17 protein-coding genes, 2 other RNA genes and 2 pseudogenes are annotated in these 26,499 nt (G+C 63.2%); 8 read left to right on the plus strand and 13 right to left on the minus strand.

Going from position 1 to position 26,499, the window contains the following annotated elements; all coding sequences use genetic code 11:
- Nucleotides 1-78: 78 nt before the first annotated feature.
- The 5 genes from pdhA (at nt 79) to RQH86_RS20820 (ending at nt 5,805) form a co-directional block, all read left to right on the plus strand.
- Nucleotides 79-1,167: a pyruvate dehydrogenase (acetyl-transferring) E1 component subunit alpha gene (pdhA, locus tag RQH86_RS20800; protein WP_104614330.1), complete on the plus strand. Its 1,089-nt coding sequence runs from the start codon at nt 79-81 to the stop codon at nt 1,165-1,167.
- Nucleotides 1,160-2,230, plus strand: coding sequence for an alpha-ketoacid dehydrogenase subunit beta (locus RQH86_RS20805; RefSeq protein ID WP_055853297.1), 1,071 nt, complete (start codon nt 1,160-1,162; stop codon nt 2,228-2,230). The genes pdhA and RQH86_RS20805 overlap by 8 nt, the downstream gene beginning before the upstream one ends.
- Nucleotide 2,231: 1 nt before the next feature.
- The gene (locus tag RQH86_RS20810; RefSeq protein WP_115512768.1) at nt 2,232-2,615 is read left to right on the plus strand and encodes an SH3 domain-containing protein; all 384 of its coding nucleotides are present in this window, start codon (nt 2,232-2,234) and stop codon (nt 2,613-2,615) included.
- On the plus strand, nt 2,612-4,147 hold the full coding sequence (locus tag RQH86_RS20815) for a dihydrolipoamide acetyltransferase family protein (RefSeq protein WP_311239024.1): 1,536 nt from the start codon (nt 2,612-2,614) through the stop codon (nt 4,145-4,147). Before RQH86_RS20810 ends, RQH86_RS20815 begins: the two co-directional genes overlap by 4 nt.
- A gap of 368 nt (nt 4,148-4,515) precedes the next feature.
- Nucleotides 4,516-5,805, plus strand: coding sequence for a DEAD/DEAH box helicase (locus tag RQH86_RS20820; RefSeq protein ID WP_311239025.1), 1,290 nt, complete (start codon nt 4,516-4,518; stop codon nt 5,803-5,805).
- A 67-nt stretch (nt 5,806-5,872) separates the two neighbouring features.
- On the opposite strand, the gene RQH86_RS20825 is transcribed toward RQH86_RS20820, so the two are convergent.
- From RQH86_RS20825 to RQH86_RS20845, 5 genes are all read right to left on the minus strand, one after another.
- A non-coding RNA gene (locus RQH86_RS20825) (sX9 sRNA) lies at nt 5,873-5,950 on the minus strand.
- A 272-nt stretch (nt 5,951-6,222) separates the two neighbouring features.
- Nucleotides 6,223-6,555 (minus strand): DUF6172 family protein, encoded by a 333-nt coding sequence (locus RQH86_RS20830; protein WP_115512771.1) that lies wholly within the window; start codon nt 6,553-6,555, stop codon nt 6,223-6,225.
- 276 nt (nt 6,556-6,831) lie between these two features.
- On the minus strand, nt 6,832-9,921 hold the full coding sequence (locus RQH86_RS20835) for an efflux RND transporter permease subunit (protein WP_311239026.1): 3,090 nt from the start codon (nt 9,919-9,921) through the stop codon (nt 6,832-6,834).
- Nucleotides 9,918-11,066 carry an efflux RND transporter periplasmic adaptor subunit gene (locus RQH86_RS20840; protein WP_311239027.1) on the minus strand — a complete coding sequence of 383 codons (1,149 nt, stop codon included), beginning with the start codon at nt 11,064-11,066 and terminating at the stop codon, nt 9,918-9,920. Before RQH86_RS20840 ends, RQH86_RS20835 begins: the two co-directional genes overlap by 4 nt.
- A gap of 77 nt (nt 11,067-11,143) precedes the next feature.
- On the minus strand, nt 11,144-11,761 hold the full coding sequence (locus tag RQH86_RS20845) for a TetR/AcrR family transcriptional regulator (RefSeq protein WP_311239028.1): 618 nt from the start codon (nt 11,759-11,761) through the stop codon (nt 11,144-11,146).
- Nucleotides 11,762-11,849: 88 nt separating this feature from the next.
- Here RQH86_RS20845 and RQH86_RS20850 point away from each other — a divergent pair, with 88 nt between their 5' ends.
- Nucleotides 11,850-13,316, plus strand: coding sequence for an efflux transporter outer membrane subunit (locus RQH86_RS20850; protein WP_311239029.1), 1,467 nt, complete (start codon nt 11,850-11,852; stop codon nt 13,314-13,316).
- 361 nt (nt 13,317-13,677) lie between these two features.
- On the opposite strand, the gene RQH86_RS20855 is transcribed toward RQH86_RS20850, so the two are convergent.
- The 4 genes from RQH86_RS20855 to RQH86_RS20870 all read right to left on the minus strand — a co-directional run bounded on the left by RQH86_RS20855 (nt 13,678) and on the right by RQH86_RS20870 (nt 17,404).
- Nucleotides 13,678-14,115 (minus strand): VirK family protein, encoded by a 438-nt coding sequence (locus tag RQH86_RS20855; protein WP_311239030.1) that lies wholly within the window; start codon nt 14,113-14,115, stop codon nt 13,678-13,680.
- Nucleotides 14,116-14,339: 224 nt separating this feature from the next.
- A complete protein-coding gene (locus RQH86_RS20860) occupies nt 14,340-14,771 on the minus strand; it encodes a VirK family protein (RefSeq protein ID WP_311239031.1) in 432 nt (143 codons plus the stop codon).
- 647 nt (nt 14,772-15,418) lie between these two features.
- Entirely contained in the window at nt 15,419-16,828 is a 1,410-nt protein-coding gene (locus RQH86_RS20865; protein ID WP_311239032.1) for an FAD/NAD(P)-binding protein, read from the minus strand.
- 500 nt (nt 16,829-17,328) lie between these two features.
- Nucleotides 17,329-17,404: non-coding RNA, sX9 sRNA (locus RQH86_RS20870), on the minus strand.
- A 247-nt stretch (nt 17,405-17,651) separates the two neighbouring features.
- Here RQH86_RS20870 and RQH86_RS20875 point away from each other — a divergent pair.
- On the plus strand, nt 17,652-18,410 hold the full coding sequence (locus RQH86_RS20875; RefSeq protein WP_311239033.1) for an SDR family NAD(P)-dependent oxidoreductase: 759 nt from the start codon (nt 17,652-17,654) through the stop codon (nt 18,408-18,410).
- Between the two features lie 273 nt (nt 18,411-18,683).
- Here RQH86_RS20875 and RQH86_RS20880 read toward each other — a convergent pair.
- A pseudogene (locus tag RQH86_RS20880) lies at nt 18,684-19,717 on the minus strand (IS3 family transposase); the annotation flags it as partial.
- Between the two features lie 40 nt (nt 19,718-19,757).
- Between RQH86_RS20880 and RQH86_RS20885 the strand changes: the two are divergent.
- A pseudogene (locus RQH86_RS20885) lies at nt 19,758-20,519 on the plus strand (IS5 family transposase); the annotation flags it as partial.
- Nucleotides 20,520-20,644: 125 nt separating this feature from the next.
- Here RQH86_RS20885 and RQH86_RS20890 read toward each other — a convergent pair.
- The 3 genes from RQH86_RS20890 to RQH86_RS20900 form a co-directional block, all read right to left on the minus strand.
- Nucleotides 20,645-21,013, minus strand: coding sequence for a hypothetical protein (locus RQH86_RS20890; protein WP_311239034.1), 369 nt, complete (start codon nt 21,011-21,013; stop codon nt 20,645-20,647).
- A 5-nt stretch (nt 21,014-21,018) separates the two neighbouring features.
- A complete protein-coding gene (locus tag RQH86_RS20895) occupies nt 21,019-26,265 on the minus strand; it encodes an RHS repeat-associated core domain-containing protein (protein WP_311239035.1) in 5,247 nt (1,748 codons plus the stop codon).
- A 29-nt stretch (nt 26,266-26,294) separates the two neighbouring features.
- Nucleotides 26,295-26,499, minus strand: a 205-nt coding sequence (locus RQH86_RS20900; protein WP_311239036.1) for a hypothetical protein, incomplete at its 5' end; no start/stop codon positions are given.

A 26,499-nucleotide genomic window follows, 5' to 3' on the forward strand; every position in this document is an offset into this window, starting at 1 on the left:
CAGGACAGCGTTTTGCTTCGCCGTCCTTAACATGGCAACTCATATCATTTGAAACTTCTTGATGAAGGTGTCGCCGCAATGAGCGTAGCCGCGCAGTTCCAGATCGACTATCTGCAATACATGGACGCGGACGGCAACTTCGTCCGCGACGACCTGCCGGCCGACGCCGCCAATCCGCAAACCCTGCTCGCCCTGTTCAAGCGCATGCTGTTCGTGCGCACCTTCGACAGCAAGTCGGTGGCCCTGCAGCGCACCGGCAAGCTCGGCACCTACGCCGCCAGCCTGGGCCACGAGGCCACGCATGTGGGCATCGGTGCCTCGATGCGCAGCGGCGACGTGTTTGCGCCCAGCTACCGCGAGTACGGCACCATGTTCGAGCGCGGCGTACGCCCGCGCGATGTGCTGCTGTACTGGGGCGGCGACGAGCGCGGCAGCGATTATCCGCGCGATGCCGATGCGGCCATCGACTTCCCGATCTGCGTGCCGATTTCCACCCAGTGCCTGCATGCGGCCGGCTCGGCGCTGTCGTTCAAACTGCAGAACAAGCCGCAGGTGGCGGTAGCCTGCTGCGGCGATGGCGGCAGCTCCAAGACCGACTTCTATGCCGCACTCAATTCGGCCGGCGCCTACAAGCTGCCGCTGATCCTGTGCGTGATCAACAACGGCTGGGCGATCTCGGTGCCGCGTTCGGCGCAGACCGGTGCGCAGACGCTGGCGCAAAAGGGGCTGGCCGGCGGCCTGCATTGCCTGCAGGTGGACGGCAACGATCTGATCGCGGTGCTCGAAGCGATGCGTCAGGCGCGCGTGCGTGCGCTGGCCGGCGAAGGCGGCACGGTCATCGAGTTCATGACCTATCGCCTCACCGACCACACCACCGCCGACGATGCGCGCCGCTATCGCGGCGAAGACGAGGTCAAACAGGCCTGGACGCGCGAACCGCTGCTGCGTCTGCGGACCTATCTCACCGCACAAGGTCTGTGGGACCAGGCGCAGGAAGACGCCTGGAAGACCGAATGCGGCGCGCGTATCGACGAAGAGGTCAACGCCTATCTCAATACCCCGGTGCAGCCGGTGGAGGCCATGTTCGATTACCTCTATGGCGACCCGCCGGCGCAGTTGCTGGCGCAGCGCGCCGAAGTGATGGCCCTGGAGGCGCGTCATGGATGAGCTCAAGCAGGTGCATGCGGAAACCTCGCACCACGCCAGTGCCCCCTACAACGCCGCAGCCACGCGCGGAGACAGTGCCATGAGTTCGCCCATCACCTTGATCGAAGCCATCACCCAGGCGCTGGCCTGGGAGTTGGAGCACGACCCCGCAGTGCTGGTGCTGGGCGAGGACGTCGGCGTCAACGGCGGCGTGTTCCGCGCCACCGCCGGCCTGCAGCAGCGCTTCGGCAGCGAGCGCGTGCTCGATACCCCGCTGGATGAAACCACCATCGCCGGCCTCAGCGTCGGCCTGGCCGCACAAGGCATGAAGCCAGTGGCCGAAGCGCAGTTCGACGGCTTCGTATATCCCATGGTCGATCACCTGATCTGCCACGCCGCACGCCTGCGCAACCGCACCCGTGGCCGCCTGCATTGCCCGATGGTGCTGCGCGTGCCGTGGGGCGGCGGCATCCGCGCGCCGGAACATCACAGCGAAGCCAACGAAGCCATCTTCACCAACGTGCCTGGTTTGCGCGTGGTGCTGCCGTCCTCGCCGCAGCGCGCGTACGGCCTGTTGCTGGCGGCGATCCGCGACCCGGATCCGGTGATCTACATGGAGCCCAAGCGCATCTATCGGCAGTACAAGGAAGTGGTCGCCAACGATGGCGAAGCCTTGCCGCTGGATGTGTGCTTCGTGCTGCGCGACGGCACCGACGTCACCCTGGTCACCTGGGGCGCGCAGGTCAAAGAGGCGCTGGAAGCGGCCGACAAACTCGCTGGCGAAGGCATCAGCGCCGAAGTCATCGATGTGGCCACGCTACGTCCGCTGGACTTCGACACCATTGCCGAATCGGTGGCCAAGACCGGCCGCTGCGTGATCGTGCAGGAGGCGCCGCGCACCGCCGGCTTCGGTGCCGAGATCGCCGCACAGCTCGCCGAAAAATCGATGTACGACCTGCTCGCGCCGGTCGAACGCGTCACCGGTTACGACACGCATATCCCGCTGTTCCGGCTGGAAATGAAGTATCTGCCGAGCGTGGAGCGCATCGTCACGGCAGCGCGCCGTGCGGTGGCTGCCGGCTGACATGCGCGCCCGTCTGCTCTGCGATCACCGCGCCAGAGTCGCCAATCCGATCCGCTTCCGTGCCGGCCAGCAGGTCGGCATCGGCGTACGCGATGAAGAATGGCCGGCGTTTGCCTGGGTCAACACTGGCGAAGGCCATGCCGGCTGGGCGCCGGTGGCGTGGCTGCGCCCGCTGGGCGATGGCCGGGCCGAAGCCCTGCGCGATTACGACGCACGCGAACTCGATGCCCGCCAGGGCGAGGACGTGTTGCTGCACTACGAACACGGTGGTTGGTGGTGGTCCGAGCGTGCCGATGGCGCGCAGGGCTGGCTGCCGGCAGCCGATCTGGAACTCCTCGACGACACCACGCCGCAGCTGCCTGCGGTGCAAGAGAATCTGCCATGAGCGAAAGCAAGAATTTTCATCTGCCCGATCTGGGCGAAGGCCTGCCCGATGCCACCATCGTCGAGTGGTTCGTCAAGGAGGGCGACACGGTGCGCCTGGACGACCCGCTGGTGTCGATGGAAACCGCCAAGGCGGTGGTCGAGGTGCCGTCGCCGTTTTCCGGCACCGTGGTCAAGCTGGCCGGTGCGGCCGGCGATGTGATCGTGACCGGCTCCATGCTGGCGCAGTTCGCACTGGATGCCTCGCAACCGCAACGCGCCGATGGCCAGGACACCGGTCACGGGCATGGTCACGGCGGCAGCGCGCAGGCGGCCACGCCGAGCACCGGACAGAGCGCGGCGGGCCCCACCGACCGCGTGGTGGCCTCCGACAACGGTGGCGAAATTGCCGATGCCGACGCAAATGCAGCTTCCGATGCGGCAGGCGAGCGCGATGACGCCGGCACCGTGGTCGGTGCGATGCAGAGCTCCAACACCGTGCAAAGCGAACAGGCCATTGCAGTCGGCGGCGTCCGCGCCATGCCGGTGGTGCGCGCGCTCGCGCGCAAGCTGCGCGTGGATCTGACGCAGGTGCGCGCCACCGGCCCGGACGGCACGGTGACGCTGGCCGACGTGAAGCAGGCTGCCGCGGCCGGGACCGCGCAGCCCTCACCCGGTGCGCAGGGCGCGCCGACCTCTCCCGCCAGCGGGAGAGGGGCTTCGTTCGCTGGTGGTTCGATCGCTGAAGGCGGCAGAGCCAATGGGATCGCTGACCAAGGCAGCGATCGACCGGCAACGGCGACCCTTCTCCCGTCTGCGGGAGAAGGTGCCCGCAGGGCGGATGAGGGCCAGCACCGCTCCGCACTCTCCACCAGCGGCAAACCCATGCGCACCCAGCCGCCAGGCGTGGTCGCCAAGGGCCAGCCCGAACAGCTCAAGGGCGTCCGGCGCAACATGGCGCGCGTGATGGCCGATGCGCACAGCAAGGTGGTGCCGACCACGCTCAACGACGACGCCGACCTGCACGCCTGGCAGCCCGGCAACGATGTCACCGTGCGTCTGGTGCGCGCCATCGTGCGTGCCTGCCAGGCCGTGCCCGCGCTCAACGCCTGGTTCGACGGCGATGCGCTTAGCCGCACCCTGCACAACCAAGTCGATATCGGCATTGCGGTGGATACCGAAGAAGGCCTGTTCGTGCCGGCGCTGCGCAATGCCGACATGCTGGATGCGTACGGCATCCGCGAAGGCGTCAACCGGCTGCGCCAGCAGGTGGAAACCCGCAGCATCGCCGCCTCCGAATTGAGCGGTTACACCATCTCGCTGTCCAACTTCGGCATGTTCGCCGGCCGCTACGCCACTCCGGTGGTGGTGCCGCCGTGTGTGGCCATCGTCGCTGCCGGCCGCGCGCGCTACCAGCTCACCCCGGTGATGGGCGGAGTGGAAACGCACAAGGTGATGCCGCTGTCGCTGACCTTCGATCACCGCGCCGCCACCGGCGGTGAGGCCGCACGCTTCCTGCGCGCCATGCTGGACGATCTGGCACTGGCGCAGTAATCGCCCTGGCCCATCCACCGGCGGCGTTGCGCCTGCAACGCTGCCGGTGAAGCGAAAGCCGCAATGGGCACGCGATGGCTGCACAGCACACAAAGCCGCCCGAGATGGGCGGCTTTTTTGTGAGCATGCAGGTGGACTGACGCCATCATGTTGGGGCAATGTCCGCATCAACGTGACGAGGGCTTACAGCGTTGCAGTGAGCTGTATGCAACGCGATTTTGTGCACGGCGCTTCCGAGCGCACCGCGTGCAGTGTCTTCGGGTCACGCGGGTTGGTTCGCGGATCGGCCGCGACGCCGATCGCGCGCCCAGTCCAATGCGCAGCCCGCAGCGCGCACGCGCCATCGCCAATCCTGGATAATCGGCGGCATGTCATTTGCCCATCTCTCGCTGTCGCCGCAGCTGCAGCCGTTCTTCGATACCGCGCTGAGCAAGGCCGGTCATCGCACGCCCACGCCGATCCAGCAGCAGGCGATCCCGCCGATGCTGGCCGGGCGCGACCTGATTGCGATGGCACAGACCGGCTCGGGCAAGACGCTGGCCTATGCGTTGCCGCTGCTGCAGCAGCGCTGCCTGGCCCCGGACACCGCGCCGCGCGTGCTCGGTGCGCTGGTACTGGTGCCCACGCGCGAACTCGCCGCACAGGTGGACGACACGCTACGTCAGCTGGCCGCGCATCTGCCGCGCCGCTTGAAGACGGTGGTCGCCACCGGCGGCAGTTCGATCAACCCGCAGCTATTGGCGCTGCGCGGCGGTGCCGACATCGTGGTGGCCACGCCCGGCCGGTTGCTGGATCTGGTCGATCACAACGCGCTGCGCCTGGGCGAGGTGGCCACGCTGGTGCTGGACGAGGCCGACCGCCTGCTGGAGCTGGGCTTCGGCGCCGAGCTTGATCGCATCCTGGCGTTGCTGCCGGCGCAACGGCAGAGCGTGCTGTTTTCTGCCACCTACCCGCCGGCCATCGCCGCGCTGGCCAAACGCCGGCTGCGCGACCCGCTGCGCATCACCATCGAAGCCACGCCCGAGCAGGCCCCGGCGATCGAACAGCGCGCCATCGCGGTGGATGCCGGCCAACGCACGCAACTGCTGCGGCACCTACTGACCGAGCACGGCTGGTCGCATGTGCTGGTGTTCGTGGCCAGCCGCCACACCGCCGACAAGGTCGCCGAAAAACTCACCAAGACCGGCATCAACGCCCAGCCGCTGCACGGCGAATTGAGTCAGGGCCGCCGCGAGCGCACCTTGCAAGCATTCAAACAGCACGAGGTACAGGTGCTGGTGGCCACCGATCTGGCCGGGCGCGGCATCGATATCGACGCCTTGCCGGCAGTGCTCAACTACGACTTGCCCCGCTCCACCGTGGACTACACCCACCGCATCGGCCGCACTGCGCGCGCCGGCGCCAGTGGCCTGGCGATCAGCTTCATCACTGCCGACAACGCGCAGCAATGGCGCCTGATCGAAAAACGTCAGGGCCTGCGCGTACCGACCAGCGTGGTCGAAGGCTTCGAGCCGACCCCCGCCGAGGCCGCCGCACAAAACACGCCAGCCGCAGACGCGCGCGCAGCGGACGATAACGGCGGCATCAAAGGCAAACGGCCGAGCAAGAAAGACAAACTACGCGCCGTGGCACAGGCGCAGCTCGACAAGCCTGGCTGAGAGCGGCCGACACGGCGCAGCGAGCAGTTGTCACCTGATGTGCATAGCCACTCGAATGGCTAAGAGTGGCTAACAAACGTAGCGAGCAGGCGTCAGCTGGGTCTGGACGGCGCGCTCAGGACCTTAGTGTACGAGTCCGATTCCTAACACCGGCCGCGCCCGCCTGGCGGTTGCACAGCTGTTTTGTTAGCCGCTCTTAGCGCGAGCGGCAGATGCCGCTGCTTATCACCAGCAGGCCAGGCAATCGTCCATCAGCCACCTGAAAGCGCTCGCTGGAGCACTACAACCTTCGTGTGAGCCGTGCCACTGGCATCCGCAAGACGGTACGCGAAATGCATTCGATCCGGCGCCGGTCACAACGCGACAGGGATTGGTCGTCCCGCAGCGGTGCGCCGCCACGGGAGGAGAGCGAAGACCTCAGTCCTGCTCGAAATCCAGCTCGCCACCGGCCAGCGCATCGCCATCGGCACGCGGAACACGCTTGGCGGGCTTGCGCAGGATTTCCACAAAGAACTGGTCGCCGCCTTCGCCGGTCAGCGCATTGATCGCGCGGATCAACTCGGCTGGCGGCAGCGGCGCGGCGCTGGCCTCGTCCACCCCAAAGCGCATGTCGAAGTCCCAATAGTCCGCACCTTCGGGCAGGTCCTTGCGGCGCTCGCGGCGGATGTACTTGCGGATATCGTTCTTGCTGGCTTCCAGCAGACGGTCGCGGTTCTTGCCTTCGAGGTTGAGCTGGTAGGTCTTGCGCATGGGGACATCGTTCCGGAACTGGCCGCCTATTGTGAGGCCATGCGGGCGTTGTGGGTGAATCGGCGGCTGTCCGGGCGGGATTCGGGCCTGCACTGCGACCGAAGCCGGGAACCTCCTCCCAACGCGTGCCGGTCCTGGCCTTCGGGCGGAAGCTCGCCCAATCCGTTGAGACACCGCGCCGCTGCAACGCTGCAAGGGAAGTGGAGTGGGAATCGAGCGAGCGACACTGCCACGCGATCTCTGCGACGGGGCTCTGGCCACCGTCGCAGAGCCACCTCATGCGTCCTTGGTAGGCGTCGGTGCGCCGCTGTTCTCCGGGCGGATCTTGAACCAGATCGAATACATCGCCGGCAGGAACACCAGGGTCAGGATGGTGCCGGCCAGGGTGCCGCCGATCAGCGTGTACGCCAGCGTGCCCCAGAACACCGAATGGGTCAGCGGAATGAAGGCCAAAATCGCGGCCAGTGCGGTCAGGATCACCGGACGCGCACGTTGCACGGTGGCTTCCACCAGCGCGTGGAACGGGTCCAGCCCTTCGGCTTCGTTGTGATGGATCTGCCCGATCAGGATCAGCGTGTTGCGCATCAGGATGCCCGACAACGCGATCAACCCCACCAACGCATTGATGCCGAATGGTTGCTGGAACACGATCAACGTCGGCACCACACCGATCAAGCCGAGCGGGCTGGTCAGAAACACCATCACCATCGCCGAGATCGAACGCACCTGCAGGATGATGATCAGCAAGGTGGCGGCCAGCATGATCGGGAACAGCGGCAGCATCGCGGCGGTGGCCTTGCCGGATTCTTCGATGGAACCGGCTTCGATGATGCGATAGCCGCTCGGTAGCTTTTCGATGATCGGCTGCAACTGTTTGGTGATCGCGGCCGAGACATCCGGCGGCTGCAGTTTGTCGTCGACATCGCCGCCGACGGTGATCGTCGGCACGCGATCGCGGCGGCGCATGATCGGCTCTTCCATGCGCACATCCACCTTGCCCACCTGCGACAGCGGCACGCGCTGGCCGTTGGCGCCTGCCAGGGTGAAATCGGCAATGCGTGCGGGATCAAAGCGCGTGTCGCCGGCCGAACGGGCCACCACCTGCACGCTGCGGATATCCTCGCGCACCAGCGTGATCGGCACGCCACTGAGCAGGAACTGCAACTGTTGCGCGACGGCGGTGGAGGTCAGCCCCACTGCCTGCAGACGGTCCTGGTCCAGACTGAAATGCAGCGTAGGTGTGCGCGTGCCCCAGTCGCTGTTGACGGTCCGCAGCATCGGGCTGTCCTGCATGACCTGCTTGACCTGCGCGGCGATGCCACGCAGCACCTGCGGGTCGGCACCGCTGACCCGGTAGGCCACCGGAAATTGCGAGTACGGGCCGAAAGTGAGTTGGGTCACGCGCACACGCGCTTCCGGCGCCAGCCCTTCTGCGACGGCCTGACGCAAGCGCAGCTTCAATGCATCGCGTTGTTGCTGGTCGTCGGTGCGGATCACGATCTTGGCGAAGGACGGGTCCGGCAGTTCAGGGCCCATCGCCAGGTAGAAGCGCGGCGCGCCCTGGCCGATGTACGCGGTGACAATCTTCGCCTCGTCCTGCTTGGCCAGCCAGGCTTCCACTTTGGCCGCCGCGGCGCTGGTCTGGTTGATCGAGGTGCCGTACGGCAGCTGCACTTCGACCAGCACTTCTGGGCGATCGGAGATCGGGAAGAACTGCTTCTTGACGATGCCCATGCCCAGGATCGACACCACGAACAGCCCCACCACAGAGCCGGCCACCAGCCACTTGCGCGCAATCACGCGTGACAGCGCCTCACGGAAGCGGTTGTAGCGTGGCGTGTCGTACATCGCGGCGTGGCCGCCTTCGACCTTCTTCAGGTCCGGCAACATCTTGACGCCCAGGTAAGGCGTAAACACCACCGCCACCACCCACGACACGATCAACGCGATGCCCACAATCCAGAACATGTTGCTGGTGTATTCGCCGGCGGTGGAGGCAGCAAACCCGTTGGGCATGAAGCCGACCGCGGTCACCAGGGTGCCTGACAACATTGGCGCGGCGGTGTGGCTCCACGCATACGCCGAGGCGGCGACGCGGCTATAGCCTTCCTCCATTTTCACCACCATCATTTCGATCGCGATGATGGCGTCGTCCACCAACAACCCCAGCGCCAGGATCAACGAGCCCAGCGTGATGCGGTCGAAGTTCTTGCCGGTGGCCAGCATCACCACGAACACCGCAGCCAGCGTTAGCGGCACCGCTGCCGCCACCACGATGCCCACGCGCCAGCCCATGCTGACGAAGCACACCAGCATCACCACCAGCAGCGCGACGAAGAACTTGGTCATGAATTCGCCCACCGACGCGTCGATGTTGACCGCCTGGTCGGTGACCTTGCTCAGGCGCATGCCCAGGGGCAATTCGGTATTGATTGCGCTCACTTCGCTGTCCAGCGATTTACCCAGATCCAGACCGTTCCAGCCGTCGCGCATGATGATGCCGAGCAGCAACGCCTGCTCGCCGCCGCTGCGGATGATGAAGGTGGACGGATCTTCGTAACCGCGTTTGACCGTGGCGATATCCGACAACTTCAGCGTGCGACCCTGCACCACCAACGGGGTCTCGCGAATCTTCTGCAGGTTATCCAGCGCGCCATCCAGGCGTATGAACACCTGCGGGCCGCGCGTTTCCACAGAGCCGGCTGCATTCAACGCGTTCTGGGTGTTGAGCGCGGCAAACACGTCCTGCGGGCTGACGCCCAAGGTGGCCAGACGCTCGTGCGAGAACTCGACAAAGATACGTTCGGGCTGCTCGCCGATGATGTTGACCTTCTTGACGCCCGGCACATGCAGGATGCGCTGGCGCAGCGTTTCCGCATCGCGTGCAAGCAACCGTTGCGGCTCGCCCTTTGCCTTGAGCGCGAACAGCGCAAAGGTGACGTCGGCATATTCGTCGTTGATCATCGGCCCGATCACTCCGGCCGGCAGATTGCCCACTTCATCGCCGGCTTTCTTGCGTGCCTGATAGAACTGCTCCTGCACCTGGTTGGGCGGCGTGCTGTCCAGCAAGGTCAAGGTGGTGAATGCAAGACCGGGGCGGGTGTAGGTTTCGGTGCGGTCGTACCAGCGCAGTTCCTGCATGCGCTTTTCGAGTTTTTCGGCAACCTGGTCCTGCATTTCCTGCGGCGTGGCGCCGGGCCAGGCGGTGATGATCGTCATCACCTTGACGGTGAATGCCGGGTCTTCCGCACGGCCGAGTTTGAGAAACGCGACCAAGCCGGCCAGCGAAATCAGCACGAGCAGAAACAGCGTGATCGAGCGCTCGCGGACGGCGAGCGCGGAGAGATTGAATCGGCCCTCGCTCACGGCTGCGCTCCTGCCGCGGTGGCGGTCTTGGACGCGGTCGTCGCGGTGGTGCCAGCAGCGTTGGCGTCGGCAATGCGCACTTGCTCGCCTTCGCGCAACAGGTGCGCACCCAGCGCCACGATGCGCTCGCCACGTGCCAGCGTGCCGGCGACGTTGGCGTGGTCGTCGTCCAACCCCAGCACCGTCACCGGCCGCCAACTCACCTTGGCCGGTTGACCGGCAATCACCCACACGCCCGGCCCCTTGCCGGCATCGAACACGGCGGCCAGCGGCACCTGCAGGCCGGTTTGTGTGCCGGTGGCCGTGCCATCGGCAATGCGGATGCTGACCGTGGTGCCCAGCGGCGCCTGCGCAAGCGCGCCGTCGAGCACGTAACGCGCCTCGAAGGTGCGGGTGAGCCGGTCGGCGCTTTCGGACAGCTGACGCAAGGTGGCGGGAACGCTCACGGCGGCATTTCCGAACAAGGTGGCCTGCGCGACGGAACCGACCTGCGGGCGCAGCGTTTCCGGCAACTGGATCACCGCTTCGCGTGGGCCTGCATGCGCCAGGCGCACCACCGGCTGCCCGGCGGCGACCACCTGGCCGGGCTCGACCAGCGTCTCCATCACCACGCCGTCGGCATCGGCCAGCAGATCGGTGTAGCGGTTGGCGTTGCGCGCCACATCGGCCTGGGCCTGGGCAGCGCTCAGCTGCGCCTTGGCGGCGTCGGCGGCGGCCTTGATCTGGTCGTATGCAGAAGCCGAGATGGCACCGGTGCCACGCAGATCGCGGTAACGCGCTTCATCGTCGGCGGTCTGCTGGGCGCGGGCCCTGGCAGCGGCCACCGCGTCTTGCTGGGCCTTTGCAGCCAGTTGCAGGTCGATCGGGTCGATCCGCAGCAGCGGTTGCCCGCGCTTGACGCTCTGTCCGGCATCGACCAGCCGCTCGGACACCTTGCCGGCGACCCGGAAGCCCAGATCGCTCTGGACCCGGGCCGCGACGGTGCCGGAAAAACTGCGCGCCGCGCTGCTGGCGTCGGCCACCGTGGCCGCCCGCACCAGCGGCGTGGCGGTACGTGGATCGGGCTGGGCCTTGCCGCCGCAGGCAATCAGTGCCAGCGGCAGGACACACAGGACGGTAGAGGTAACAAGGCGGTGCCGAAGCATGGGAATCCCGAAGCAAGCTGATGAAGGCTCACATCTTGGGACTTGTGACCATATCAGTCAATAGTCACTTACAAAATTTATGGCGCAAGACTTCTGAGCACCAGCCCAGACAGCAGCGCCGGCACCTCGCTGACGTGCTCCAGGCTGTGTTGCAGCAGCATCGGATTGATATAGGGCCGCATCACCAGAAAGACCGCCTGCACCATCTCGTCCAGCGGCGTCTTGCGCTCGAAATCCCCGTTTTGCCGCCCTTGCAGCAGGATCTCCTGCAGCAGCGCCTGGACATGCGTTTCATAGGCGATCACCGGCGGCCAGCGCTCGGCCGCCGCGGAGGTGGCAATCTCATACAACTTGCGATCGCGCGAGTACAGCCGCAGGCTGGCCTCGATAATCACCTTGAAAAGACTGCGTAATTTCTCCGGCGGCGACGCCGCGGCAGCCACCGCCGCCAACACTTCGGTCTCGATCTCGCGCAGGCAGTGGGTGCAGATCATCTCGCCGATGGCCTGCTTGGACTCGAAGAACTTGTAGATATACGCCTTGGAAAAACCCACCGCCTTGGCCACGTCGGACACGGCGGTCTTCTCGTAGCCATAGCGGCTGAAATGCTCGGTGGCGGCGATCACGATCTGGTCGCGCACCTCGTGATCGGCCGGCCCGCGGCCCGAAACGGGGTAACTGGATGCTTTGTTCATTCCAACAGCTTAACGCTGTCGCCTCCGACTTACAAAAGTGACTATTTCGTATTATAGTCACTCACCGTCCCGCCACTCTGGTTCCGTCATGCCCTCACTCCGCCTCCTTGCCGTGCTCATTGCCACCAGCCTTGCCGCAGGTTGCGCGGTGGGCGCCAACTACGCCCGTCCGGATGCACCGTTGCCCGACCACTACCTGGGTCAGTCTGCGCTGGCTGATCGCCAGGCCACCACGCAGGCGGAGCTGGCCACCTGGTGGGCGGGCTTCAACGACCCGGACCTGAGCCGCTACGTCGGCGCCGCGCTGGAACAGAACCTGGATCTGGCCCAGGCCACCGCGCGGGTCACCCAGGCCCGCGCCGGGCTGACCGCCGCCACCGCTGCGCTGCTGCCGTCCGGCAACCTCAGCGGCAGCGCCACCCGCGCCTATCAATCGCTGGAGACCCCACTGGGGCAGGTCCTCAACAGCACCCCCGACTTCGACCGCTACGCCAGCGTCTACGAGGCCAATCTGGGCGCCAGCTGGGAGCTGGATCTATTCGGCGGGCTGCGCCGTGGGCGCCAGGCCGCAGTGGCCGACTACCAGGCCAGCGAAGCCGGCGCCGCGGCCACCCGGCTGGCGGTGGCCGCGCAGACCGCCGACATCTACATCAGCATCCGCGGCCTGCAGGCGCGGCTGGACGTGGCGCAGCGCCAGGTCGCAGCCCAGCAAGGGCTGGTGGCGATGGTGACGCTATTGCACGACAAGGGCCTGGCTGCCGAACTGCAACTGCAGCAAGCCCAGGGCGCGCTGTCCCAGGCACAGGCGACCGTGCCCGGCCTGGAAGCGGGCCTGTTCGCGGCAATGAACGCACTGGACGTGATGCTGGGCGCAGCGCCCGGCGCCCACCGGGCCGAACTGGCCGCCAGCAAATCCATCCCGCTGGCGCCGCAGATCGCCGACAGCGGCTCGCCGGCCGACCTGTTGCGGCGCCGGCCCGACCTGATCGCCGCCGAGCGCCGGCTGGCTGCCTCCAATGCGCGCATCGGCGTAGCGATGGCCGAGTACTACCCCAAGTTCTCGCTGAGCGGCCTGCTGGGCAGCGCCACCGCCCTCTCCGGCGCCAACCTGTTTACCGGCGATGCCGCGCAGGCGTCCGGCGTGCTGGGGCTGCGCTGGCGGCTATTCGACTTCGGACGCATCAATGCGCAGATCGCGCAGGCCAAGGGGCAGGAAGCAGAGCAGTTGGCCGCCTACCGCCTGGCGGTCTTGCGCGCCACCGAAGATGTCGAAAACGCATTCACCGCGCTGGTCAAACGCGAACAACAAGCTGCCGTGCTGACGCAAGGCGTGGACGCGTTGGGCAAGGCGCGCGGCGCATCGGCGCTGGCGTATGAAAAAGGCACCGTCAGCCTGATCGAAGTACTCAATGCCGACGACAGCCTGCTGCGTGCCTCCGATGCGCAGGTACAGGCGCGCACCGAAGCCGCACGCAGCGCGGTGGCCACCTTCAAGGCGCTGGGCGGCGGCTGGCAAAGCGGAGATACCGCAGCGGTGGCGGTGCAGCAGCGATAGCTGCTGGGGAACAACGCTGACGCCTGCTGCAGCTGCAGGTGACCTACAGCGATCGGGATCAGACGCTGCTTCCACACCTGACCGGGCGGTCGCGCTGGATTCCGCTCGGCGCGTGTCGCAATGAGGCAGTGGCCTGGCTTCGCGGTTCCATTCGGCATCCGATGCCATGCGAGGATCCGCGCAATGCCACTTTCGGCGTGACATCGCGCCCTGCAAACAACGCCTTTAGAGCGACTAACAAAACGCAGCGAGCAGTCGCCATCTGGGTGTGGACGGCGCGGAGGAGTTTACGAATGGTCCATGCCATCGAGCACCGGCCGCGCCCGCCTGGCGGTGAGCACAGTCGGTTTGTAAGCTGCTCTTAATCGGCGTGGAAACGGATGCCCTGGTCGAGCGTGCACTGATACGCCAACAGTGGGCCGCGCTGCTGCAGGCTCGGCAAATCGTACATATACGGGGTCAGCCGCACGCGATTGTCCGGGCTCACCTGGTAGCGCTGAAACTGCTGAAACGGCCGGCCATCGCTGCTGGCGGCAATGAACTGCGTATCGGAAAACGACAGCGTTCCATCGTCGGTCAGACGGTAGGCACCGAGACGCACACCGCCGCGGCTGCGGCTGGCCGCAGTGCCGGCCTCCGGCGTGCAGCGCGACAGGTCCACCGACACTGCAACGTCATGGCCGGACTCCAGCGTGGCGATCAGATTGGCTGACGAGGTGATGCTCTGCTTGGCGAATGCCGGTGAGATCGTCGCAGACATAGCGGCAACGGCAACAATTGCAAGACGACGCGTCGACATGATGGTTCTCCTTGCCAAGCGCCACATACCTGCAATCATCGGCATGTGCGCGCGGGATGATGGGTTGACGGTGTGTTCAACGCATGCGCTGCAAACCCCGCGCGGCTGGCACAACCGTGTTGCAGAGGTGTAGCTGCATGACGCTGGCGCTGCACTGGCCCAAGCTGGCCAGGCGACACATCGCACGCGTCATGCAGCTGCGCAATCGTTTTTGTCAGTGACTCTCAATCGGCGTGGAAGCGGATGCCCTGATTGATCGTGCACAGATACGCCAGCATCGGCCCGCGCTGTTGCAGCGCCGGCAGGTCGTACATGTAGGTGGTGAAGCGCACACTGCCATCCGGACGTAGCTGATAGCGCATGAACTGCTGGATCGGCTTGCCATCGTTGGCCACGGTGAAATGGGAACCCGAAAACGCTGCGGTGCCATCTTCGGTGATGCGGTAGGCATCGATATGGCGGCCACCGCGGGTGCGACTGACCGGGGTGCCCTCTTCGGGGGTGCAACGACTGAGATCGCTGGACAGACTGACGTCGTAACCGGCATCCAGCGCAGCGATGACATCGGCACGCGTATTGAGCGTTTCGCTGGCGAAGGCGGGTAGCGCGGACGCACACAGCACAGCGGCGAGAGCAATGGGAGCAAGACGGGGCATGGCGAACTCCAGGCAGACAAGGGAATGCAGCGCCCTGGGCTATAACGAGCCAAGGGTGCACAACATGACCCACTCCTGTCCGCGGGAGCATCCTGCGCTACGCATCGCGCTGCATGTTTGCGCTGTTAGGCGCAGCACGTGCGCATGTGCACAGTTTTGAGCGATGCCTGCACGCGCGGAGATTGGCTGAAACGCGTCGGTAGAACCGCGATAGAACGAGCGTCACATCACGATCCAACAGCGCAGCAGCGCGCACGACGCAACAACTCACCCACTACGCACACACCAGATTCTCACAGTTCCAACGAAGCCAGCCTGCGATCAAGACAGAGCCTGTTTCCTGCCGCGAGAGGGATTGGGGTGAGGGTACGAAGCAAAGCTACGCCTCCACTCAAACCGAACGCCGCAAGCACACTATCTCCCCACACCACCGCGATCCCGAGAAAAACACATCAAGCGCCTAAGCAACCTCTGAATAACTCATGGCCCAGCGAGAGAGAGTTGCAATCCAGCCTAATCACGACAATCGCCGGCGCTTAAAATCAAACACTTGCGCGTGATTTAGTCTGTCCAAGGCATCGATCGAAAGCCTATGAAAGACTTGTTCAGAGCTTCCCTAATGCAAACAGCCCATCAGGCATCCCCTTCTACAAACGCGCATTGACCTCGCGCGATACCGGCTCACGCTCCGGCTGTAACGCCGGCGTCGCGCCCAGCAGCAAGCGCTCTGCCAACGCACGCGTCGCCACGCGCAATTCGGGCACTGCGGTGATTTCCCAATACCGCCCGCGTAGCAGCGGCCCCACGCAATACAGCCCCTGCACGATCTGTCCGGCGCCGTCGCGCACGCGCAGTTGCGCATCGGTGTCCACACCCAAGCCCAGCGGATCGGCGCGCAACAGGCCGGCTTCGCGCATGCCGGCAATCAGCGGGTCGCTGGTGCGGTCGATATCGGTATCCAGGCCAGTAGCGCGGATCACCGCATCGAAGCGATGCGTCTGCGCATCGGCAGCGGCACGCGGGCGGATCACCGCTTCCACACCATCGGGCACCCAACGCGCACGCAGCAGCCGCGCTGCGACGATCTGCAACTGGCCGGACGCCTGCAACTGCTGCAAGTGCTCCGCCGCGCCCGGCGCGACGCGATGCCGCGCCACTTCCCAGTAGGGGCGCAGATGGCGCAGGAAACGCGCACGCTGCGCAAGTGTGAGCCGCTGCCACAGCGGCTGCAGATGCGGGCGCAATGCGTCCACCACGCGACGCCAATCGTCCACCACCGCGCTGAGCTGACGTACACCGCGCAGCAGGCCGCGCAGATCGACATCCTTGAGCGCACGTTGCAGATGCGGCGGCAGGTCCAACGGCGCACCGGGCTGACGCAGATGCGCCTGCGGGGCCAATCCGCGCCGCGAGATCGCCAGCATGCGGCCGCGGTGTCCGCGCGCGTGCAGGGTCAACGCCACATCCACCATGGTCAGCCCGGTGCCCACGATCAGCACGTCATCGTCGGGTGCCAGCCGCGACAATGCATCGCCCTGCCACGGCCAGCCGATGTAGCGCGCATGCACGCTCAACCGCGGGCCGATGCCGGCCAGCGCCTGCGGCTGCAGCGCACCGACCGCCAGCACCACACGGTCGCTATGGAAGGCATCGCCGTTGGCAAGAAAAACACGAAAGCCGCGACGCGCACGCTCCACCGCCACCGCTTCCTGCGACAGCCGCATCACCGATGCCTGCGCACCGCTCACCGCCGCATCCAGCTCGCTGCGCAAGTAATCGCCGTAGGCCAACCGCGGCAGGAACTCCAGCCGCCCGCTATCGCCCAGATGCAAGGTATCGGCGAAGGCGCCGGGCGCCTGCGCATCGATGCCCAAATCCTTGGCACGCACGTTGAGCAGATGCTCCGGTCGCGCCGCGCCATACGCGATGCCGCTACCGAACGTCTCGGCCACGCCGACCAGGGTGATACGCACCTGCGCATCGGCCGTCTGCGCCAGCGCACGGACCAGCGCGGTGCCGCAAAAGCCGGCACCGATGACGGTGATATGGGTTTCCATGTGCAACTCCCACTGAATGACTCGCACGTTGTGCCCGCAGCGCCGCGTGGTTGTGTAAACAAATGGTTAGCGGCGAGCAACCTGAAAGGCATGAGCTGATCGCCAGCCGTGATGAGGCTTATGGCGCAGGCTGCCCGTGTTGCAGATGGCAGTGAGATGACAGCGGCCGCCACTGCAATTGGTGCTGCCGATGAGGGATGCGTGTGGTGGGTTTGGCTTGCGCTGCGCAATGCACGCCGGGTCGCCTACGGGCTGACGAAGTGCCTTGTCGAGGTGCAGCTGCGTCAAGATTCGAGGTTTGGTGCTGGTGCTGGTGCTGGTGCTGGTGCTGGTGTTGGGTGTTGGGTGTTGGGTGTTGGGAGCTGGGAGCTGGGAGCTGGGAGCTTGGTGTTGGTGTTGGTGTTGGTGTGATTTTGGAGATGGTGGAGACTCTGTGCCGGCGCTGATGTCGCGCCGGCGACCGTGTTTTAGGGCGGGGCGTCTGTATCCGAACCAAGAGCGGCTGACAAAACGTAGCGAGCAGTCGTCAGGTGAGTGCGGAAGGCGCACAAGAACCGGAGTGGACGAGTGGTACATGCCGCACCAGGCACCGAGAACCGGCTACGCCCGCCTGACGGCTGCGCAGTCCTTCTGTTAGCTGCTCTAAGCGCAGCATCAGGTGTTGTCCCACGACTCTCCAATCGACATGGGCAGCGCTATGCAGACTGTTGCAGCGCTTTATGCGATGACGCCTACGCCTGGACAGCACAACAGCCAGCGCACGCAGCGGCCACGTCAGCACCAAGCTGTTCGATAATGCGGGTTTTCCGCAATGAGTAACGCCATGCCTCTTTCTGCACACCGTGCGCAACGCGTGCTGATCGCCGGTGGTAGCCGCGGCATCGGCCTGGCAATCGCCGAGGCGTTCGTGCGCAGCGGCGCTCACGTATCGATCTGCGCGCGCAGTGCAGACGGCCTGACCCAGGCGGCGCAGACGCTGGCAGCCTACGGCACGCCGGTACATACCCTGCCCTGCGATCTTGCCGATGCAGCGCAGATCGAAGCGTATGTGCAGGCCGCAGCGCAGGCGCTGGGCGGCCTGGACGTGGTGATCAACAATGCCTCCGGCTACGGTCATGGCAACGACGACGCCAGTTGGCAGGCGGGGCTGGATGTCGACCTGATGGCGGCAGTGCGCTGCAACCGCGCCGCGCTGCCGCATCTGCGCTCCAGCGACGCAGCGGTGATCCTCAACATCAGCTCGATCAACGCCCAGCGCCCCACACCGCGTGCGATCGCCTATTCCACCGCCAAGGCCGCGCTCAATTACTACACCACCACACTGGCCGCCGAACTTGCGCGCGACCGCATCCGCGTCAATGCGATCGCACCGGGCTCCATCGAGTTCCCGGATGGACTCTGGGACAAGCGCAGTCGCGACGAACCGGAACTCTACGCACGCATCCGCGACAGCATTCCGTTTGGCGGCTTCGGGCAGGTACAGCACATCGCCGATGCCGCGCTGTTCCTCGCATCGCCGCAGGCGCGTTGGATCACCGGGCAGGTGCTGGCGGTGGATGGCGGGCAGTCGTTGGGGGTGTGAGATGCTGATTCAAATGCTAGGCATGCAGAAGCCACTCGCCAATATATTTGAAATAAAAATCACTTATATAATAAACCGCCACGCCATGCCACTCAGCTCCAGCAACATTTATATAGCTCGCAGGCCAATTATTTAATATATGCACTAATCTCAATAAATTAAATTATCCTGCAAAATAAGCAAAAAGCAAACAGCTTATAAAATGTCCCAGCTAGAGTTCGCCCGTTTGGAAGCGATGCCCCCCCATTCTGAGTAGCAGTCGGGTTTAGGGTCCGGGTTGATGATATCGGTGTTTGCTAAATGTTGGGCATAAGTAGCCGGCGTCATGCCGCCGGTTGCCTTCTTTGGTCGTTCCTCGTTGTATTCGCGTCGCCAGCGTTCGATCTCGGTACGCGCATGCAGCAGTGTTGGGAACCAGTGTTCGTTGAGGCATTTTTCGCGTAGCCGGCCGTTGAAGGATTCGACGTAGGCGTTCTGGTTTGGTTTGCCTGGTTGGATCAGCCGCAATTGCACGCCACGGGCATGTCCCAGGCGACCATGGCCTTGCCGCAAAACTCTTTGCCGTTGTCGGTACGGATCACCTGCGGCAAGCCGCGACTGATGGCCAGCCGGTCCAGCACGCGCGTCACGCCATGGCCCGAGATTGCACGCTCCACCTCAATGGTCACTGCTTCGTGTGTCGCGTCGTCCACGATCACCAGACACTTGATCACCCGGCCTTCGGCTGTGCGGTCGAAGACGAAGTCCATCGACCATACCTGGTTGGCCCGCGCCGGCCTAAGCAGCGGCTGGCGCTCGCCCACCGGTACTTTTTTTCGCTTGCGGCGACGGACTAGCAGCTGCTGCTCGCGGTACAACCGCAACACGCGTTTGTAGTTCACGAGGCGTCCCTCCTGTCGCAGTTTGAGATAGATCATTTCCACGCCATAACGGCGATGGTGATGCGCCAACGCTCCGATGCGTTCGCGCAGTTCGACGTTGTGATCTTCGCGCGGGCGATAACGCAGTGCACTGGCGCTAATGCCGATCACTGCCAACGCATGACGCTCGCTAGAACCACGCTCGATCCACTCGCGCACCAGCGTACGACGTGCCGGTGCGCTCATCACTTTTTTCGCAGTGCATCCTTGATCAGGTCGTTCTCGAATAGCTGCTCGGCTATCAACTTCTTCAGTCGCGTGTTCTCGACCTCAAGGTCCTTGAGCCGCTTGGCATCGGGCACGCTCATGCCGCCGAACTTGCTGCGCCACAGGTAATAGGAGGCCTCGCTGAAGCCGTGCCGCCGGCAAAGGTCCTTGAATGGCCACGCCCGCTTCAGCCTAGCGCAGGAAGCCGATGATCTGCTCTTACGCACTGGCGACAATGTTGCAGATTCATCTGCTACAGCAGTGGTATGCGTTGAGCGATCCGGCGATGGAAGAAGCGCTGCACGAGATTCCGACCCTGCGGCGTTTTACCCAGCTCGGTGGCTTGGACGACATTACCGACGAGACCACGATTCTCAATTTTCGCCGTCTGCTGGAGACCCATCGCCTGGCCGCACGGATGTTGGAAGTCGTCAACGCGCATCTGGCGCGCAAGAGCCAGAGCCTACGGCCCGGCACGATTGTCGATGCGACCCTGAAATGCATCAGACCAAGAAAGGCAATCAGTGGTACTTCGGGATGAAGGCGCACATCGGCGTGGATGAATTTTTCTGGGCTGGTGCGTCACGTCCAGTGCACAGCGGCCAATGTCGCCGATGTCACGGTGACGCACGCCTTGCTGCATGGCAAAGAAGACAGCGTGTTCGGCGACAGCGGCTATACCGGGGCCGATAAACGCGAAGAGCTACAGGATTGCGATGCTACATTTTTCATCGCCGCCAAGCGTTCGGCGATTCAGGCCATTGGCAGCAAGCGCATACGTGCTCAGGAAGAACTGTGGGAACACTTCAAAGCCAGCGTACGCGCGAAGGTGAAGCATCCGTTTCGCGTGATCAAGCGCCAGTTTGGCTACACCAAGGTCCGCTATCGCGGCCTGACCAAAAACACAGCACAGGTGACGATCTTGTTTGCGCTCTCCAATCTGTGGATGGTGCGCCGGCAGCTACTGCCGGCCAGGGGATAATGCTGCCTGGCGGCAGCCAACACCCCCAGGAAATCAAAAAGATCGCATCGTACACTGCAATGTTGTGCGTTATCGGCGCGCAATGGGCTGGAAGTAAGATGTTTGGTGGACTTTTCAGAACTTCCCTAAATATGGATATCGCCAGCGCTCCACTGCTTGGCCCGCATTACCCTCTCGATCGTTCCTAAGGTCAAGGGCAAATACTCGCCGCCTTGCCGTGCTGCTTTGCCGGCGAAGGGAACGATCCAAAGCAATGTGCGAGTGAATATGCTTCTACCAGAAAACTCGGGAGGAAAGAACTTCTCGAACTCGAAGCCACCCAGATCAACGTAATAGTGCTCGGCCAACACTTCCATGTAGGCCTCCGCAATGTCACCGTGAAGCCCAAGATCATGATACATCCGCGTACCACCATTGCATTGCGCAATTACTCTTTCCGGGAGGCCACAGCGCTTCAAGTATTCGCGCAGCTCGATCGAAAGTTCGCTCGCCATAGACATCAATCGCAAGAGACAGCATCGTAGATCTCGTACGCAGTTAACGCAGCCCCTGCATACGGCACCCTACGCAGAACTTTGGTAATCCCGTTCCGCGTTGCAACTGAATACCAACCACGACTTGCTGCCGCATGATTCATCTGACTGAAGCTCGATGTAGCCGTTCCTGCCGATCCTCCGCCCGCGATACCGCCTCTTGGCTTATTCGCAAATGGGCCAGTTCCTCCGATCGCGCCACCTGCTGCAGCGTTGCCTGCCGCACCAGCCGGCGTTCCTTTACATGTGCAGTGCTCCTTCTTGTACTGCTCAACCAAGTAGTCAAAGGCATACCCTAAACCAATACCAGCCAAAATAGGAATAAATGCGATTTCCCCACTCGGATCAACGTACAAAACGGGGTTGCCTTCAACATAAGCATAGGAATTCATACCACCACCCAACCCAATCGGATCTTCACTAACAAACCGCCCCCACTGCGGCCGGTAGTACCTGGCTCGGTAGTAATAAAGCCCATTTAGGTCTTTTTCCCGCCCTGTGTATTGATACGGATTAGTGTAAGCCGTACTGCCCTGCGTGGTCGTGCCGTACGGATCATACTCATACCGCTGCACCGCGTTACCCGCCGCATTCGTCAGCAAGCGCGTGCTGCCCAGCTGGTCGGTCAGGAAGTACGTCCTGCCGCCCGTGTCGTTGCGTGCATAGCGCTGGTCGATGCCGAGTCCGGTCAGGATCGGATTGATGGTGGTGCCTTGCGTCTCCTGCACCGTATCCAGACCGTCATACAAGTACTGCGTGCTCGTGCCACCCTCGGTCTTGGCCGTACGCCGTCCCAATGCGTCATAGCTGAAGCTGGCAATCGTCGTGCCGCTTTGCTGGATCTGGCTAAGACGGTCGCGATCATCCCACACGTAGGTGAGGCTGCCGTCCGAGAGCAGGTTGCCGCTCTCATCGTAGCTCAGCGCAACGTTATTGGCTGCAGTCTGCCGGTTGTTATCGTCGAAGCTGTTGCCGCTACTGGGTTGCGGCAGTGCCTGCGGTGCATGCGTGCCGGTCTGCGCGACCAATTGGCCCACCGTGTTGTAGCCGTAGCCCAGGCTTCCCAAAGCAGGTTGCCCAGCCTTGCCCCAGGCCATGCCCGTGACCTGATCGGCGTTGTTGTAGGTGTAGACCGTCTGTACCTGGTTGGGCAGGGTCTGGGTGGTGAGGCGGTTGGCGTTGTCATAGGCGAAGATCACCTTCTCGGCGCCCTGGGCGATGTCTTTCAAGCGGTCGGCGTTGTCGTAACCATAGACAACTTCCGCCTGGGTGGCCGCCTGCATGCTCTTGCGCCGGCCCGCTGCATCATAGCCATAGGTGATCGTCCCTTGCGGGCTATTGGCTGTCGCAACCTGATCGAAGTTGTCGTAGCTCCAGCCCAACGTCCCAGACAGGCTGTCGGTCAGCGCCACCATCCGGTTGCCGGCATCGTAGCTGGCGGTCAACGTGCCGCCCATGCTGGGGTAGGTGGTCGTGGCTGGCCGACCCAGCGTGTCATAGCTGTAGGTAGTCACCCGGCTGCGCCGGTCCGTGTAGGTTTTTACCCGGTCCATCTTGTCGTAAGTCCAGCGCTCCACCTGACCCAGTGCGTCGGTACGTGTCACGCGTCGATCGCGTTCGTCGTAGGTATACGTCACGCCGTTGCCATGCGGCAACAAGATTGCGGCGACGTTACCGTTGGCGTCGAAGCCCGTCTGCACGGTATTCCCCAACGGATCGATGGACTTTACGGCCCGACCCAGTCCGTCGTACTCCATCCGCGAGAGGTTCCCCTGCACGTCCTGGGCGGCAATCATCCGCCCCAGCACGTCATAGCGGAAATGCACATTACGACCAAGTGGATCGCTGATCTGAGTCAGGTCCTCGCCGGTCCAGATGAAGTTGGTGGTGTGGTTCAAGGCATCGGTCAACGTGAGACGTTGTCCCGCAGCATTGCAGGTCGCCTTGGTCACTTTGCCAAGGGGATTGGTAACCGATGTCAGACAACGGCCTGTGTAATCAAAGGTGGTCGTGTGGTTGAGCGGGTCAGTGATCGAAGCCAGATCGCCATAGGCGTTGTAACCCAATGTGGTGGTGCGGGCTTCGGTGGTCCCTGCCATCACCTTGATCTGCGTCTTACGACCACTTCCATCATAGGAATATTCGGTACGCCGCCCAAGTGGATCGATTTGGGCAGCGATCTGCCCACCGGCACCGCGTTCGTAGGTGATGGTCTGGGCAAGGTCCGTGCCGTAGGCGGCAGTATCGGTCTTGGGATACAGGGTGGCTGGATCGAACGTCACGCGACGCTTGCTACCGTCCGGCTTGGTTATCAACCTCCCAAACGTATTCCCATCGGCATGTGCATAGTCGATGGTCAATATCCCGCCATCGGCCTGTGTCTGTTTAACGACACGACCAGTCCATTCAAAATTAGCCTGCTCAAACTCATTGAACAGCACTCGCTTGTTTTTACCATCGTAGATGGCTTGCAGGCGCACCTGGCTCGGAATCATCAATGTTTTATCGCGCACTTTATAATTGAAACTGCGCGCACTACCATCCGGCCGCGTGACTTTACTGAGGTAGCCGTCGGAGTTATAAGCGTAGGACCAACTACTACCCAAGGGATCCTTAACAGTACTGATGCGATTACTGGTGTCGTAGGTGATCGCCAGATAACGGCCGTTCGCCGACACAATGCGCGAAACCAGGCCGGCATCGTAAACATAATCGACGCGGTTACCAAACCGATCGGTCGTCCACTCAAGCTGATTTGGAGAGTACTGATTGAAGTACATCTTGCTGCCGTCGCGCAACGCGAGCAGGTAGCCGTGCCCCGACGGAGTACCTTGCGTGATGGTGGAACCCGCATACCCTGAAAGAGAGCCGGACTGCGCCCATTGGCCGGTGAGACCACTCCCCGATGTCCGGCTGAAAATAATCGGCGCACCGCTTGGCAACACCAACTGAAACTGGTTGTAGTCATTGGTGGGCGAATACAAGGTGTAGCGAAAACCCGCAGCGGTGCCGATGCCAAAATCGCGCTTCAAAATTTCCCGCGGCCTGTAGAAACGGGTGATCGCAATAGGTGAGAGGCCACCCACCACTGCATCGGTTTCTTCATAGGAAAACTCACCCGTGTAAAGATCGATCGGGTCACCTGCAGTAGCGCCCGCGCCACCGGCATCACAGTTGCAACCGTCGCTGACGGGTGGCTTGTCAGGCTCAGGAGGCGGGTTATTCGTGTCGACGCTATAACTTGCCCCCATGGCCTGATACAGGCCTACGCCTGCTTCTGGCGCAATACGTGTGCCATCGGAGGTCACACGCCCCTTGCCATACACCCGCCAACCCTCGGCTGGCTCATAGATCCAGAAGCTGGCTTGCGTACCTGTGGGTAATTTGTCGTAGTTGGGGTACAGCACCTTGACGCCCTGCGCGGCTTGCGGCGTCAAGCCCTGGATCAGCGCGCCACCCGGCTCAAGCGTGAAGTACATCGGGTAATTGGCGGGCACCGGGAACGGAGCGCGATTGACTGGCGTGGGTACGATGGCCAACTCATTAACCAGATGACCCTTGCGATCGCGAATCACGGTACCGGCCGGGATATGGATCTGCAAACCGGGGATGTCCGGATGCGTGACCACTACGTCTCGCTTCAATGGCGAGGCAATGTTTGTCTTATCCCGCGCACTGATCTGCGGCACGTACATGGTGTAGGGCAACCGGGTGAGCTGACCGGCCTTGAGATCCACACCCACGACGAATTGGCCGTACTCCCGCCCAGCGATATTGGCGGACGTGCCGTCGACATAGAGCTCTTGCCGCCCAGTGGCGATATCCGTGAGCACAAACCGTCCCGTCGGATCCGTGCGTGTCTTGTTCAATCCGACGCTGATCTCCACGCCTGCAAGAGGCCGCCCATTGACCAGCAGCACTTGGCCGCTAACGCTGGTTAGCCCACCGGCCATGGCGGCAACTTCAAGCGCACTGATCGGCAAAGCGTCAGGTTGCGCGCCCTGGACACGCCAACGCGAATCGGTGCTGTCCTGGCCTGGCTGCCAGGCGCCTTCAATCAACGAGGACGACTTCTTGCAAGGTGAGGGATGGTCAGTGCCACATCCCAACAGAGCAGGGTTTTTCGGGATATCTGCAGTCCCGTTGCCAGCGTCCTTGGAGGTCGCGATTGGTGCATCGGCAGCACTGTCAAGCGCACGGGTCTTGAACTCAACGACAGATAGCGGCACACCTTTCCCATCCAGACCGTGCAGTCCCTGCGCCAGCACCGTGTAACTCGTATCCGGAAAGAGTGTGGTCTTGGGCTGGATGAAAACAAGCCGTCCGCCTTCTGCTGTGGACAAGCGTGCGTCCACTAACCCACCCGGTCCCATCAGCGACACTGTGGTGTCTTTGACATCAGCGCCTCGCACCGGTCGCGTAAAACGCAGTGCGATACGCGTGCCAGGATCGGCCTTTGCGTCCCTGTTTGCTGGAAGCGATGCAGCCAGTAACGTATCCGCCGACGCTGTCCAGTGTGGTTGAGCTGTAACAAACGTCTGAGTCACCGGGTCGAACAATAGATCGGTACGTGCACCAGCACTTGCTCCCGTCCCTCCAGACAGGCGTACCTGGCCATCGGCCTGCAGGGTAGCGACCTGACCAGTCCTGGCAGGCATGGCCAAGGTCACCACACGCTGGGTCTGGGGATTCCAGAGTTGAGCTTGACCTGGATTCCCTAGACCGCCCGCCAGCAGCAACTGACCATCTGTCAACACCGTCGCACTATGATGCGCACGTGGACTCACACCTGCCAGTGCAATAGGCTGCAACCGATCTTGCTCTGGATCGATCAAATATCCGCCAGCACGCAGTGCGCCTTGTGCACTTGCACCGCCCCAGATCAGCACCTGCCCATCGGCTAGCCGCGTCAGACTGGCGCCTATGCGTTGCTCAGGAAGCGTCCAGGAGCGAACCCGCAGTTGCTTGGCCTGTGTCGTCAAGACTATGGAGGTACCAGACGCTTCTAGACGTAGCGTCTGGTCGCCGCTAAGCGAAATCCGTTGAGCTACTGATGCATAGCCTGTCGCAGATGCATTCGCATTTGTCGCGGGAGTGCTCGCCAAGTTCGGTGACTGAGCCCAGCTTGCCGAGCCAGTGCTCGATAAAGCAGCAAGCATGCCCAGGCTGGTGCTCCAGAGCCAATGCTTCAGTGTCTTGTTGCCAGCTTCCATTTCGGCATCCTTGGAATCGCGTAGTACAGTCATTTCGATGAGGTGAGCGTCAGCTGCGTGCTGAGCGTCTCGCCGTAGTACGGGTCGACATATATCGTGTAAGTACCCGTTGCCGGCAGGCTAGACAGATTCAGTGTTGCTGCCGATGTCGCGCTGACGGAATTAAAAGCCGAACCGTCCGGCTGATACACCGTGTAATAGACAGTCCGACCCGATGGCACCGTCGTCTGTCCG

This window comes from Xanthomonas sp. WCS2018Noco2-27 (assembly GCF_031843525.1).
Taxonomy (GTDB): domain Bacteria; phylum Pseudomonadota; class Gammaproteobacteria; order Xanthomonadales; family Xanthomonadaceae; genus Xanthomonas.

Coding starts and splice junctions, on each gene's coding strand:
- pdhA (WP_104614330.1), top strand. CDS start 79: ATGAGCGTAGCCGCGCAGTTCCAGATCGACTATCTGCAATACATGGAC.
- RQH86_RS20805 (WP_055853297.1), top strand. CDS start 1,160: ATGGATGAGCTCAAGCAGGTGCATGCGGAAACCTCGCACCACGCCAGT.
- RQH86_RS20810 (WP_115512768.1), top strand. CDS start 2,232: ATGCGCGCCCGTCTGCTCTGCGATCACCGCGCCAGAGTCGCCAATCCG.
- RQH86_RS20815 (WP_311239024.1), top strand. CDS start 2,612: ATGAGCGAAAGCAAGAATTTTCATCTGCCCGATCTGGGCGAAGGCCTG.
- RQH86_RS20820 (WP_311239025.1), top strand. CDS start 4,516: ATGTCATTTGCCCATCTCTCGCTGTCGCCGCAGCTGCAGCCGTTCTTC.
- RQH86_RS20830 (WP_115512771.1), bottom strand. CDS start 6,555: ATGCGCAAGACCTACCAGCTCAACCTCGAAGGCAAGAACCGCGACCGT.
- RQH86_RS20840 (WP_311239027.1), bottom strand. CDS start 11,066: ATGCTTCGGCACCGCCTTGTTACCTCTACCGTCCTGTGTGTCCTGCCG.
- RQH86_RS20845 (WP_311239028.1), bottom strand. CDS start 11,761: ATGAACAAAGCATCCAGTTACCCCGTTTCGGGCCGCGGGCCGGCCGAT.
- RQH86_RS20850 (WP_311239029.1), top strand. CDS start 11,850: ATGCCCTCACTCCGCCTCCTTGCCGTGCTCATTGCCACCAGCCTTGCC.
- RQH86_RS20855 (WP_311239030.1), bottom strand. CDS start 14,115: ATGTCGACGCGTCGTCTTGCAATTGTTGCCGTTGCCGCTATGTCTGCG.
- RQH86_RS20860 (WP_311239031.1), bottom strand. CDS start 14,771: ATGCCCCGTCTTGCTCCCATTGCTCTCGCCGCTGTGCTGTGTGCGTCC.
- RQH86_RS20865 (WP_311239032.1), bottom strand. CDS start 16,828: ATGGAAACCCATATCACCGTCATCGGTGCCGGCTTTTGCGGCACCGCG.
- RQH86_RS20875 (WP_311239033.1), top strand. CDS start 17,652: ATGCCTCTTTCTGCACACCGTGCGCAACGCGTGCTGATCGCCGGTGGT.
- RQH86_RS20890 (WP_311239034.1), bottom strand. CDS start 21,013: ATGGCGAGCGAACTTTCGATCGAGCTGCGCGAATACTTGAAGCGCTGT.
- RQH86_RS20895 (WP_311239035.1), bottom strand. CDS start 26,265: ATGGAAGCTGGCAACAAGACACTGAAGCATTGGCTCTGGAGCACCAGC.